Origin of the sequence: Nitratidesulfovibrio oxamicus, from assembly GCF_015731765.1 — a bacterium.
Taxonomy (GTDB): Bacteria; Desulfobacterota; Desulfovibrionia; order Desulfovibrionales; family Desulfovibrionaceae; genus Cupidesulfovibrio; species Cupidesulfovibrio oxamicus.
In genome coordinates this window covers 1-13040 of sequence record NZ_VRYY01000497.1, presented here as the reverse complement: position 1 = coordinate 13040, position 13040 = coordinate 1, and the positions used below count along the sequence as shown (strand labels likewise).

Here is a 13040-nt window from a genome sequence, read left to right as displayed (position 1 = left end):
GCTGCGTCCGGCCCCTGCGGGGTGTGCACCACCCGCACCGGCAGGGTGCCGGATACGCCTGAACTGGCGATCGCGCCGGACATGAGCCCGCCGGGACCGGCATGCAGCACGCGCTTCAGCGCCAGCAGCGCGGCCAGCGCGCGACAGGCGTTGCCGCAGAATTCGCCGCCCATCATGTCGATGCGCGGGCACACGCCAGCCAGCGTGACAAAGCCCACCTGTTCGGCGTGCACGTGATGCTCGCCCATCAGTTCCGCCGCCACGGCGGCGCGCAGGGGCGCGGGCACCGGATCGGTGACGAGGATGGTGGTGTTGCCGCCGGGGCTGAACTTGTGAAAGCGCAGGGCGCTCTGGTGGTGCATGGTGAGAATGGGTTGAATGAACAATCTTGTCGTGTCAAGTGGGGACGGCGCTAGCGGCGTAGGGTGGCTGCCGGGGGGCACACGCTGGCGAAGTTTCGGAACATGCCGGATTAGCACAGCATGCCGCGAACATGGCGGCACGATGGCATGGTGCGGGCCCCGGCGCGCGACAGCTTGCGCATGATGCCTTACGGCAAGCTAACTGTCCAGTATGACGACATAAATTTTGATTACAAAATGGTTAAGTTATAAAACGCTTAAATTAAAGTGAATTTACAAAAAAGACATTATTGAAGAAAGCGGTTCCCTTCATGGTCTGATTGCGATACTAAACCGCTATCCAAAACCCTAGTTTCCCTGCGAGGAGGCAAAGATGAAGAAGACAGTATTGCTCGTGCTGGCACTTCTGCTGGTGCTGTCGGGGCAGGCGTTCGCCGCCGACACCATCAAGCTCGGCTTCGTCATCCCCTTGACCGGTGACATCCCCAAGGTGGGTGAGGCCTCGAAGTTTGCCGCCGAAATGCTGCGCGAAGAAATCAACGGCAAGGGCGGCCTGGATGTGGGCGGCAAGAAGTACAAGCTCGAATTCGTGTTCGAGGACAACGAAGCCAAGCCCGAATCCGCCGTCAACGCCATGCTGAAGGTCATCGAGCGCGACCAGGTGCTGGCCGTGGTCGGCCCGCAGTCGTCCAAGCAGGCCGTGCCCGCCGGCGGCGTCGCCAACGACAACGAAACCCCGATGATCTCGCCCTGGTCCACCAACCCGGATACCACCAAGGGCCGTCCGTGGGTGTTCCGCGCCGCCTTCCTCGACCCCTTCCAGGCCCCCGTGGTGGCCAACTTCGCCACCAAGCAGTTCAAGGCCAAGAAGGCCGCCGTGCTGTTCGACATCTCCAACGACTACTCGAAGGGCCTTGCCGAGTTCTTCAAGGCAGAGTGGGAGAAGATGCACGGCGCCGGTTCCGTGGTGGGCATGGAATCGCACGGCAGCAAGGACCAGGACTTCTCGGCCCAGCTGACCAAGGTTGTCGCCGCCAAGCCCGACTTCATCTTCCTGCCTGAAAACTACAACATCGTCGCCCTTATCGTGAAGCAGGCGCGCGACCTTGGCTACAAGGGTCCGTTCATGGGCTCCGACGCCTGGGGTTCCGCCGAGCTGATGGACCTGTGCGGCAAGGAATGCGTGGGGCAGTACTTCTCCACCCACTACGCCGCCGCCGGCGCCACCGGCGCCACCAAGGAATTCATCGACAAGTACAACAACAAGTACGGCTACATCCCCGACGACGTGGCCGCGCTGACCTGGGACGCCACCCGTCTCGTGCTTCAGGCCATCCAGAGCGTGGGCAAGGTTGACTCCGATACCCGCAAGATGCGCAAGGCCGTGCGCGACGCCATGGTCAACATCAAGAGCTTCGACGGCATCACCGGCAAGATGAGCTTCGACGAAAACCGCGACCCCATCAAGTGCGCCGTGGTCGTCAAGATCAGCGAGAAGGGCGAATTCACCTTCGCCGAATCGGTCTGCCCCAAGTAGTATGATGAATCCCCGCGCGGCCCTCTGGCCGCGCGGGGCCTTTTACGCCGCACGCACACTGCGGCTTCCGCTTCCATCCGCGCCGCCCCTGCGGCGTGCCGGGTTGCCGCCCGGCCAAGGTGCCGCCCTGCGCGGGTTCCCATCCGGAACCTGGCACCTGCGAAGCGGAACATACGAATCACCTTTCACGGACGGCGCGCACGACGCGCCGCCCGTGTTCTGCCCCCCTGACGCGTGCACGGCGCGCGCCAAGGGGCAAACCGTTCCACGGAGGGTTTCGGGACTGTGGAAATCTTCATCCAGAACCTGTTCAACGCGCTCCAGTGGGGCAGCTTCTACGCACTGATCGCCCTGGGCTACACCCTGGTGTACGGCGTGCTGCTGCTCATCAACTTCGCCCATGGCGACATATTCATGGTGGGCGCGTACATTGCATTTTTCGTCTCTTCGCTGCTGCTGGGCGACCTTATGGGCGTATTCAACCTGCCCGGCTGGGCCGCGCTGGCGCTGACCGTGCCGCTGACCATGCTGCTCACCGCCGGGGTGGGCGTGACGCTGGAGCGCATCGCCTACCGCCCCCTGCGGCGCAAGGGCGCGCACCGTCTGTACGTGGTCATCACCGCCCTGATGTGCGGGCTTATCCTTGAAAACGGCAACCTCGCCCTGCTGGGCGCCAGCCGCCGCAAGCTGCCCGACATGGTGGACAAGGTGGTGTACACCTTCGGTTCCGTGTCGGTGACCAACCTGAAGGTGTGGGTCATCATCACGGCGTTCCTGGTGTTCTTCCTGCTGCAGTTCATCGTCACGCGCACCCGCATCGGCATGGCCATGCGCGCGGTGGCGTGGGACAAGTTCGCGCTGCCGCTGATGGGCATTCCGCTGGATTCGATCATCGTGTTCACCTTCGTGCTGGGGTCGGGCTTTGCGGGCCTTGCCGGGCTGCTTTTCGCCATGTCCTACCCCATCCTCGACCCCTACATGGGCGCCATGGTGGGCTGGAAGGCCTTCATCGCGGCGGTGGTGGGCGGCATCGGCGACATTCGCGGGGCGTTCATCGGCGGCTTTCTGCTGGCGTTCATCGAGATCATGGTGGCGGCGTTCCTGCCCTCTACCTTCAGGGACCTGTTCGCCTTCACCATCCTGCTGATGATCCTGTGGCAGCGGCCCACCGGCCTCTTCGGCGTGGCAAAGACCACCAAGATCTAACCCGCGACGCACGCCAGAGGATACGCGAACATGCAGAAATACACCCTCAACGCCGCACTGGCGGCGCTGTGCCTTGGCCTTGTGCTGCTGGCGCAGTTCAACGTCATAGACCAGTACACCCAGACGGTGCTCATGTTCATGGGCATCAACATCATCTTCGCCAGCAGCCTGAACATCGTGAACGGCTACATGGGCGAGTTCTCGTGCGGGCACGCCGGGTTCATGTGCGTGGGCGCCTATGTCTCGTCGGTGCTCTCGGTGGTGCTGTTCACCTCCAACAAGCTGGTGGGCGACGCGCTGCTGCCGCCGGAACTGGCCCCCATGCTGTTCCCGGTGGTGCTGATCGTGGCCGGGCTTGTCTCGTCGGTGTTCGGCCTGCTGGTGGCGCTGCCCTCTTTCCGCACGCGTGGCGACTATCTGGCCATCATCACCATCGCCGCCAACTACATCGTCATCTCGGTCATCGAGAACCTGGACATCATCGGCGGCCCGCGCGGCTTTCACGGCATGAAGCGGGTCATCAACGGCATGCGCGACATGGTGGACATTCCCTGGATGTTCATCTGGGTGATCCTGGGCACGCTGTTCTCGGTGTGGCTGCTGCGCCGCCTGGTCAACTCCACCTACGGCAAGGGCATTTCCGCCGTGTGCCAGGACGAGGTGGCCGCCGAGATCATGAGCGTGGACACCAACCACGTGAAGCTGGTGGCCTTCATGGTGTCGTCCGGCCTCGCCGGGGTGGCGGGGGCGCTGTACGCCCACGTGTACGGCTACGTGAACCCGCAGGCCTTCAACATCCTGAAATCCACGGAAGGCCTGGTCATGGTCTACCTTGGCGGCATGGCCTCGCTGTCCGGCTCGGTCATGGCGGCCATCCTGTTCACGCTGCTGCTCGAATCGCTGCGCTTCGTCATTCCCGGCCTGGATGCGGCCCTGCACGCGGTCAACCTGTTGCCCGCCGGGTACGAACTGAGCCAGGTGTGGAAGTGGGTGCTCATCCCGCTCATCCTCATCCTGCTCATGCAGTTCCGGCCCGAAGGCATCATGGGCAACCGCGAGCTTTCGGGCGTCTTCCCGAAGCTGCGCCGCTTCTACACGTTCAAATAGGGGAACGAGGACATGCCGCTGCTTGAAATGAAAGGCGTGACGCAACGCTTCGGCGGGCTGCAGGCCGTTTCCGACTTCAACATATCGCTGGAAGAACGCAAGCTCATCGCGCTTATCGGTCCCAACGGCGCGGGCAAGACCACGGTGTTCAACCTGATATCCGGGTTCTACCAGCCCACCGAAGGGCAGATCATCTTCGACGGCCAGCCCACGGCGGGCCTGCGCCCGCACCAGGTGACGGCGCGGGGCATTGCACGCACCTTCCAGAACATCCGGCTGTGGCACGAGATGAGCGTGCTGGACAACATCCGCATCGCCCAGCACCACCGCCTTGGCTACACCATCTGGGACGCCTTTCTGCGTACCGGTCGCTTTACCAGAAGCGAAGGCAACATCGACGCCATCGCCTGGGAAATGCTGGAGGCCATGGACCTGAAGGACGCCGCTCACGAACTGCCCCGCAACCTGCCCTACGGGTTGCAGCGCCGGGTGGAGATTGCCCGGGCCATGTCCATCAGGCCGAAACTGCTGCTGCTGGACGAACCGGCGGCGGGCCTGAACTCGGCGGACGTGGACGGGCTGATCAAGCTCATCCGCTGGATTCACGACGAGTTCGACATCGCCATCTGGATGATCGAGCATCAGATGAAGGTGGTCATGAGCCTGTGCGAATGGATCAAGGTCATCGATTTCGGTAGCACCATTGCCGAAGGAACGCCGGAGGAAATCCAGTCCAACCCGGTGGTCATCAAGGCATACCTGGGAGACGATACGATCTGATGCTGCTCTCCATCGAGAATCTCTACGTAAAGTACGGCAATATCGAGGCGTTGCACGGCCTTTCGTTCCATGTGAACGAAGGGGAGATCGTCACCCTCATCGGGGCCAACGGCGCGGGCAAATCGACCACGCTGAAGTCCATCATGCGCCTGCCCCCGCCGGAGGCGCCCAAGGTCAGCGGCGGCGACATCCTGTTCAAGGGCAAGTCGCTGCTGAACGTGGAACCGCACGACGTGGTCAGCAAGCTGCACATCGCGCTGGTGCCCGAAGGTCGTCACATCTTCGGCAACCTGTCGGTGATGGAAAACCTGATGCTGGCCACCTACGCCCGCAAGAACGACCCGGCCATCAGCCGTGACCTGGAACGGATCTTCGACCTGTTCCCCCGCCTGGCCGAGCGGCGCACCCAGCGCAGCGACACCCTGTCCGGCGGCGAACAGCAGATGCTGGCCGTGGGCCGCGCACTGATGACCAGTTGCGAGGTGCTGCTGCTGGATGAACCTTCCATGGGCCTGGCCCCGCTACTGATGTACGAAATGTTCCGCACCCTCAAGGAACTGAACCGCGAAGGGCTGACCATCATCGTGGTGGAACAGAATGCCCGCCTTGCCCTGCAGGTGGCCAGCCGCGGCTACGTGCTGGACACCGGCGAGATCGTGGCGCAAGGCCCGTCCGATGCGCTGCTGAACGACCCGGAAGTGAAAAAGGCCTACCTCGGCGGCTAGCCCACGGTTGCCGGCTGCGGCAACGCGGGGGCTTCCACGAGGCTCCGGACATCGAAATGAAGCGGGCCGCCCCGAAAGGGGCGGCCCGTAGTGCGTTTGCGGGATGCCTGCGCTGCCGTGGCGCCGTGGCCCTGCTACCCGCCCGAGGTGGAGCTGACCACCTGGTGGATGAGCAACTGGTGGTCATGGGTGTCGGTCAGGTCGCCGATGCTGGCGATCTGGGTGGCGGTAAGGCCGGTAAGGGTCACCGAATCGCCCCCCGCCGCCGTGAAGGTTACCGAGCCGTCGGCGGCATGGTCCGAACTGGCCGCCGTGCTGGCGGAATGCACCGGGGCCTCGCCGAACACCACTGCCAGCGACCCGGTGTCGCTGGAGGTCAGGTCTTCCAGGCTGAGGGTGACGTGCTGCGCGCCGTGGGCGGTAAGGTCGATGGCCTCGATGCCGGTCACCGTGCCCGCCGTGATGCGGCTGAAGTCCAGGGTTACGTCTTCGCCCTGCACCAACAGGGTGTCGTGCCCGGTGCCGCCGTGCAGCCCGGCGAAGTCGTGGCCGGTGATGAACCCGTCGCCGCTGACGTCGCGCGCCACAAGGGTGTCGTCGCCCGCGTCGCCGTACAGGGTGTTCATCCCGTCGCCGCCGTCAAGATGGTCGTTGCCGTCGCCGCCGTGAAGCACGTCGTTTCCGGCACCGCCGAACAGAGTGTCGTCGCCTGCGCCGCCGTGGATGCGGTCGTCGCCGCTGGAGCCGGTGATGGTGTCTCCATGGGCGGAACCGGCCACGATGAGGTCGATGCCGTGCGCATTGTCGGAACCATCAAACACGGTGCCAGTCTGCACGTGGGTGGTCAGGGTGGCCGTGGCCTTGTCCGCCGCGTCGCCCAGGTCGTGCGCGGTGTAGGTGTAGCGACCGTCGCCGGTGAGGCTGTAATGCAGTTCGCCGTTGGCGGTGTCCACGGTCCAGCCGGAACCGGCGTGTCCCATGCCGTCGGCTGCCGAGGCGTTGGCCCCGAAACCGATGCCCGCCCCGTGGGGGCTGGGGTCGTCCACGCCCGCCAGCAGGTCGCTGATGTGCAGCACGCCGGTGGCCAGGGCGGCCTCGTCGCCGGTAAGGGCCACAAGCGTGGCCGCTGCCGCAACAAGGCCGGGGGTGGTGTCCGTCACCGTGATGTCCGCGCTCAGGCTCACCTTGCTGCCGATGGACAGGGCGGCCTTGTCGGCTGCGGCCCCGGCGTCCTTGAAGGTGACGGTGATGCGGTCCGCGATGGCCGCGCCCGCCGTGCCGGTCACCGAGAAGGTGGCCTTGCCGCCCACGTTGGTGACGGTCACGGCCTGTCCGTCAACGATCACCGACGCCACGTTGGCGAAGGCCACGCCGTTCAGGGTGTAGGTGACCACCGCGTTGCTGTCCGGCGCGGAGCCGGAGAGCTGGTAGGTGATGGAGTTGTGGCTTTCCTCGGCAAAGGTGGAGGTGAGCGAACCCACCGAACGCAGCGCGCTTTCGCCGTCGGCCACGCCGTCCAGGGTGACGGTGAAGGTGTGGGTGTCGCCCACCACGTCGTTGCCCGCCAGGTCGAACTGGACCTTGGCGTCCACGGCCCCGGCGGGCACGGTGACCCGCAGCGAGCCGTCCGTGCCGATGGCAACGGCGGTGTCCACGGCCTGCCAGTCGCCGCTGGCGGTCTTGATCCACAGTGTGGCGGTGGAGCCGGGCGTCAGCAGTTCCGGGGTCTGCACGGTAAGGTCCACGCTGAAGTCGGCCACGGCGGCCTTGGTCATGCCGATGTGCAGTTCCGCGCTGCCGCCTTCCTCTGCCGTGCCGTAGTCGCCCTTGGTGTCCAGGTACACCTTGGGGCCGTCCAGGGTGTCGTTGACGGTGACCGTGTGGGCAGCGCCGAGGGAGCCGATTTCACCCCCGTGACTGTCCACCAGCGAGACGGTGAAGGTTTCCTTGCCCTCGGTCTCGTAGTCGTTCTTCGCCACCACGCTGAAGGCGCCGCCCCCCGCGCTGCCCTTGGGCACGGTGACCTGGAATTCCCAGCCCGTCACGGTGGTGCCATCGGCGGCGAAAACCCTGGTGATTCCGTCGGTGGACACGCCACCGGAACCTATCTTCACTCCGGCAAGGTCCGCCTCGGTCATGCCGGGGCCAAAGTCCACGCGTACGGTGAAGGTGGCGTCCTCTTCCACGGTCTTGTCCATGGAAATGACGAAGCCGGCGGAGCCGTTGTTTTCCGAAATGCTGGTGGTGGCAGCCGTCAGCGTGACGTCCGGCCCGTTGACGTGGTCGACGATGGTCACTTCCGCGCTGCTGCCGCTGCCGATGAATCCGGCGGGGTAGCCGTTGTACGGGTCGTTGGCTACGGGAGTGGCTGTCACGATGAAAGTGCGATTGCCGTCGCTGATGTAATCATCCGGCAGGCTGACCTGCACCGAGGCGGCGGACCCGCCGTCCGGAATGGTGACCAGGGTGGTGTAGGGCGCGAAGTCCTTGCCCTGTTCCGCCGTGCCGCTGAAGGTCAGTTGGAAGGTCACCGGGCCGTCGCCCAGGGCCAGGGGGTGGCCGTCGGCATCCACCAGGCTGACGGTGACCGTCAGCGGGTGGGCCTGGCCTTCGGTGGCGGTGTCCGTCTGCGCACCGGTGTGGTCGGTAACGGTCACCTGCACCGTGGGCGCGTCGTTGTCGATGATGGTCGCGCTGTCCATGGCCCCGTGCCCGTCACCGGCCACGGTGGCGTTGCCGCTGAGGTTGGAGAGCACCACGGAGTAGGTTTCGTCGCCTTCCACGCGGTGGTCGTCCACCACGTTCACGATGGGCGTCTGGCCGGTTACGGTCACCGCGCCATGCAGCAGGTGGTCCTCGATCAGGGTGGCGATGGGTCCGTCGGCGGACTTGCCGTCCACCACGATGGACGCCGTGCCGTCGGGCGCGAAGCTGATGGACACCACATGCGTCCCCCCCAGGAATTGCAGGTCGGGGATGGTGAACACCGCCGTGCCGTCCTCCAGCACGTCCACCGAGAAGCTGTCGGTGGCGGACATCTTGGCCAGCACCATCAGCCCGGAATCCACGGTCACGGTCACGTTGCCCGCCGTGTAGTCGTCGGGGCTGTGCGCGCTGTTGTCGAAGGCCTTCAGGGTGAAGCTGACGTCGCCGTTCTGCAGGGGGCGGTAGTTGTCCGACAGGCTGCCGGTGACGGTGTACACCGCCTGGTTCACCCCGTCGTGGCTGGCGTTTTCCGGCAGGTCGTGCGCGGCAAGGCCCAGGGTGACGCGGCCATGGTCGGTGCCGCCGCCACCACCGGGGCCGGTGACGTCAACGAAGCGGAACCCGTCGTCATGGCGGGTTTCGCCGCCATCGGCGCCCACCACGCGCACGTGGTAGTAGTCGGTGTGCGGAATGGGCAGGGTAAGGCTGCCCGTGTCCTGCCCGGCGGGTATGGTCACGGTGTATTCATGCACGCTGCCGTCGCTGCCAACCACCTGAAGGGTGACGGTGACGTCCTCGTTGGCCGTGGCGTGGCCGTCGGCGTCGTTGCCCAGACCCACCTTGATGGTGGTTGTGCCGTCGGCGGTGTTCTGGGTGGCGTCCAGTTCGGTGATGGACGCCACCGGGCCGCGCATGTCGTCGGCGATGGTTTCCGTGTTGGTGGAGCCGGATTCGCCGGGGGTGAAGCGCACCTCGCTGCCCTGCATGTCCACGATGGTCCACGACACGGTGTCCGTGCCAGCGTCCACGCCATGGCCGTCGCCGGCAGTGTCGTGATCGTGCAGGATGTCCACGGAGAACCGGGCGGATGCCTCGCCCGCCTTGACGATGACGTAGTAGTCGGCCCCTTCGGGGCGGTCGGCGTAGCCGGGCAGCCCGGAAACGTCGGATGCCGCGTGCAGGCCGGTGCCGGTGCGGAAGTCGGTGCCGAGGCCCGCGGACCCCAGCTTCAGCCATACCACCACATCCTGCGCGGCAACTTCCGTAAGGATGATGGTGTAGCCCACGGTGTTCACCGTGCCGGTGGTGTTGACGCCACCCGTGAACTCGGCGGATTCGCCGGGGGCCACGGGTTCGCGCACCACGGTTTCCGGGCCGAAGTATTCCAGCGACGGGCCGTCCAGCTTCGCTTCGTGCCCGGCGGCGGTGTCGTCGGTAATGGTCACTGTGGCGGTGGTCTTGGCGTCGTTCAGCCCGGCCTCGTGCCCGGACACGCCGGTAAGCTTCACGGTATAGCTTTCGCTGCCCTCGCTCAGGCGGTCGTCGGCCAGCTTTACCGGCACCTTGGCTTCCCAGCGGCTTTCCGCGGCGTTCCACGTCCAGTCGGAGGGCTTCAGGGTGTACGAGGTGGTGGTGAAGTAGTCCTGGTCGGCTCCTGCGGTGTCGCCCGTGGCGCCGAACTTGAGCGATACGGTGATGTTCTGCGCGGGGCCTTCGTTCACCGTGTACAGATCGCCGTCCTTCTCGTAGAGCACCACGGTGAGTTGGGCCGCGCCGTCGCTTTCCTGCGCGGGCACCGGGCTTTCCAGCCCCACGCGGAAGCCGTCGCCCTCCGCGTTGTTGCCTTCGTCGTACACGGTGGTGGTCTGGTTGCGCTGCCCGGCGATGACCACGTCCATGGTGGACGGGGTGTCTTCCGCCGGGTGGATGTTGCCGATCTGCACCGAGTAGTTTTCGTTGTTGTCGCCCAGCCGGTCGTCGATGGCGGCCACGCGCACGGGCAGTGCGTCGTCCAGCGGGCAGCCGTCCAGCACGGTGAAGGTCAGGGTCTTGCCGTCGGCGGAAACGCCGCTGACCCGCACGTAGCTTTCGCCTTCGGCATTGCTGCCGTAGCGTTCGGCCAGGTCCGCGTTGAGGGCGGCGACCAGCGCGGCGCGCCCGTCGGCGGTGGTGAGGTTGAAGGTCATGGCCGTCCAGCCGCCGCTGCCATCGGGCACGGCCCAGGTCACGTCGCCGGTGTTGGCCATGGTGGTGTTGTTGGTGGTGTCGGCGTCGAACCTGGCGGAGCCGTCCTTCAGGGTCACGTCGAAGGCGAAGGAGCCCGCGGCAAAGGTGCCGTCGGTGGCACGCCCGCCCGCGTAGGACCAGTTGACCGTGTAGGTGGCGATGTCGTGGCTGTTGTCGCCGCTGGCGTTCCAGCCGTCATTGCCGCCCCCCGCCGGGTTCACGCGGGCACCGTGGGCCGCGTCCTCGTACACCTGCGAATCGCCGCTCAGCGAAAGTTGCAGGGTGGGTGCGGCGTTCAGCTTCAGGGTCAGGGTGGACGAGGCGGTGTCGCCATCGCCGTCCTTGACCGTGTAGTTCACCTTCATGGTGAAGGAATCGGCAATGTCCTGGCCCGGTGCGCGGGTAAAGGTGTAGCTGCCGTCGGCGTGCAGGGTGAAGGTGCCCGCCGGAACCGAACTGCCGGGGTTGAGGATGGTCACCGGGGTGTCCACGCCGTAGCTGGTGCCGTTGATGGAAAATCCCGTCACGGTTCCGGTTGCGGTCCAGCCGTCGACCCCGGACGCGTCGGGCGTGCTGTCCGTGCCGTGCGAGCTTTCGCCGGTCAGCACGTTGCCGTCGATGGCGGTCACCGTGGCTTCGTCAAAGGTATTGTTGTCCGGGGTGGCCGTGGGGCCGTCGTCGCGCACGGTCACCTGCACCGTGGCCGAGGCGGTGTCGCCCTCGTCGTCGGTGACGGTGAACCGGAACGCGGGCAGGTCCAGCCCTTCATTGTGGCTGCCGGTGTTTCCGTGGGCCAGCGGGGCGTACTGCACGAAGGTGACCGTTGCCGAGCCCGCTCCGGAAAGGTCCGCCCCGGCAATGACCACCACGAAGGCGGTGTGCTGTACGCCGCCCTCGGTGTACACGCCGCGCAGCACGTGCGGGTCGTTTTCATCCACCACCAGCGAAATGTCCGTGCCGGACGCAGTGCGCAGCACGGTGCCTTCCGGCACGGCCTGCGCGGCGTCCCAGGCGATGGACACGGCGGAGGGCGTGGCCTGGTTGCCCGCCGCTTCAGTGCTGCCGTCGGAATGCAGGTTGAAGGTCACGCTGCCCCGCGTGGCCGAAAGGGCATCGGCGGCGGACAGGCCAAGCCCCGCCAGCACCGCGTTGACCGATGGGGACAGCGCGGAAGGATCCATGTCGCCCTTGGCGCCATACTGCTGCAACCCGGCGGATTCATCGGTCACCAGGGTCAGGGCATGGCCGGTGGTTCCTTCCGGCGTGATGTCCGGATGGTCTTCGGTGCGCGAAACCACGACGGTTTCCACGGTCTCGGAAATGTTGTTGCCGACGGTCAGTTCGCCGTCGGTCACGGTTTCCTGCGCCACGGCGGCCACGGTCAGCGTGGTGCCGCCTTCGCCGTCGCGCGGGGTGCCGTCGCCCCAGCGTTCGTCTGACCAGTCACGCGGGTCGAAGGTGAGGTCCGCGCCGATGCTGGCGCTGTCGCCGGAATTGATGCCGCCGTGGTTGGCGGTGGTGGCGTCCGTCACCTCGATGACCAGGGTGTAGGTGGTGTTCTCGCCCAGGCCGTGCACCGGCGCAGCCATGGGCTGATGGGTGACCGGATCCACGATTGCCCAGCCCTGCGGCAGGGCGCCGGTAAGCACCCAGTCGGTGGGGATGTCGCGCACCTCGATGAAATGACGTTCCGAGCCGTCAAGGTCGGTGAAGGTGCCCGCCGCATGCACGGTGACGGGCGTTTCCTCGGCGGCAGGGGCGGACTGCGCCGTGGCCTCCAGGCCGGGCTTGTCGGCCACTGCGTCGATGACCAGGGTGAAGGTGCCGGAAATGACGTTGCTCAGGCCGGAATCCGGGTCGGTGATGGAGGCGGTGGCCGAAAGATTCATGTCGGCGGAACTGTCTTCCGGTGGCCGCACGAAGACGCCCGCCGCTATCTGGGCCGGGGTCAGCGTGACGGGTTGGCCGGGGCCGGTCACCACGAAGCTGCCGGGGCCGAAGCCGGGATCGCCGATGCTGATGGTGGTGCCTTCGTGGAAGCCGGTGAGGGTAAGCTCGGTCAGCACCTCGTTGTCCGCAGGGGAGAACACCACGGCGAGCCGCAACGGCTGTTCGTCGCCGCCGGCGGGGTCGAGGTGCTGGTCGGGCCGGTTGTCCTCGTAGCCGCCCAGTGTGCCGGCCAGGCTGCCGTCGGGGTTTACCGGCAGCAGCGTGAAGGACAGGGTGCCGGATGCGGTATCCAGCGGGCCTTCGGCATCCAGCGTGGGCTCCACGGCGCTGTTCCAGAAGAACGGCGTCAGCGGGTCCAGCCGGTCAACGCCCGCGACGAGGCTGCCGGGGTCGTCGCTGTAGTCGCCCACGCCGCCACCGGCAGCGCCCGCGCCCGCGCCG

At 66.0% G+C, this 13040-nt stretch carries 7 protein-coding genes; 5 read left to right on the top strand and 2 right to left on the bottom strand.

Features of this window, described 5'->3' with window-relative positions; all coding sequences use genetic code 11:
• On the bottom strand, positions 1-386 hold a 386-nt coding region (locus tag FVW20_RS14535), incomplete at its 3' end, for a histidine racemase CntK family protein (protein WP_504739162.1).
• A gap of 349 nt (positions 387-735) precedes the next feature.
• On the opposite strand from FVW20_RS14535, the gene FVW20_RS14530 reads away from it, so the two are divergent.
• The 5 genes from FVW20_RS14530 (at position 736) to FVW20_RS14510 (ending at position 5717) form a co-directional block, all read left to right on the top strand.
• On the top strand, positions 736-1899 hold the full coding sequence (locus tag FVW20_RS14530) for an ABC transporter substrate-binding protein (protein ID WP_196610176.1): 1164 nt from the start codon (positions 736-738) through the stop codon (positions 1897-1899).
• 285 nt (positions 1900-2184) lie between these two features.
• Positions 2185-3105, top strand: coding sequence for a branched-chain amino acid ABC transporter permease (locus FVW20_RS14525; RefSeq protein ID WP_190245438.1), 921 nt, complete (start codon positions 2185-2187; stop codon positions 3103-3105).
• Positions 3106-3135: 30 nt separating this feature from the next.
• Complete coding sequence (locus tag FVW20_RS14520; protein ID WP_196610175.1) at positions 3136-4212, top strand: branched-chain amino acid ABC transporter permease; 1077 nt, start codon at positions 3136-3138, stop codon at positions 4210-4212.
• Positions 4213-4224: 12 nt separating this feature from the next.
• Positions 4225-4992, top strand: coding sequence for an ABC transporter ATP-binding protein (locus FVW20_RS14515; protein ID WP_196610174.1), 768 nt, complete (start codon positions 4225-4227; stop codon positions 4990-4992).
• The gene (locus tag FVW20_RS14510) at positions 4992-5717 is read left to right on the top strand and encodes an ABC transporter ATP-binding protein (RefSeq protein ID WP_196610173.1); all 726 of its coding nucleotides are present in this window, start codon (positions 4992-4994) and stop codon (positions 5715-5717) included. Before FVW20_RS14515 ends, FVW20_RS14510 begins: the two co-directional genes overlap by 1 nt.
• A gap of 134 nt (positions 5718-5851) precedes the next feature.
• Here the strand turns inward: FVW20_RS14510 and FVW20_RS14505 are convergent, their stop codons facing one another.
• Positions 5852-13009: a Calx-beta domain-containing protein gene (locus FVW20_RS14505; protein ID WP_307831565.1), complete on the bottom strand. Its 7158-nt coding sequence runs from the start codon at positions 13007-13009 to the stop codon at positions 5852-5854.
• Between the last annotated feature and the right edge of the window lie 31 nt (positions 13010-13040).

What these genes read in the sequence shown, in the direction of transcription:
- FVW20_RS14515 (WP_196610174.1), top strand. Translation starts at nt 4,225, where the DNA reads ATGCCGCTGCTTGAAATGAAAGGCGTGACGCAACGCTTCGGCGGGCTG.
- FVW20_RS14510 (WP_196610173.1), top strand. Translation starts at nt 4,992, where the DNA reads ATGCTGCTCTCCATCGAGAATCTCTACGTAAAGTACGGCAATATCGAG.
- FVW20_RS14520 (WP_196610175.1), top strand. Translation starts at nt 3,136, where the DNA reads ATGCAGAAATACACCCTCAACGCCGCACTGGCGGCGCTGTGCCTTGGC.
- FVW20_RS14530 (WP_196610176.1), top strand. Translation starts at nt 736, where the DNA reads ATGAAGAAGACAGTATTGCTCGTGCTGGCACTTCTGCTGGTGCTGTCG.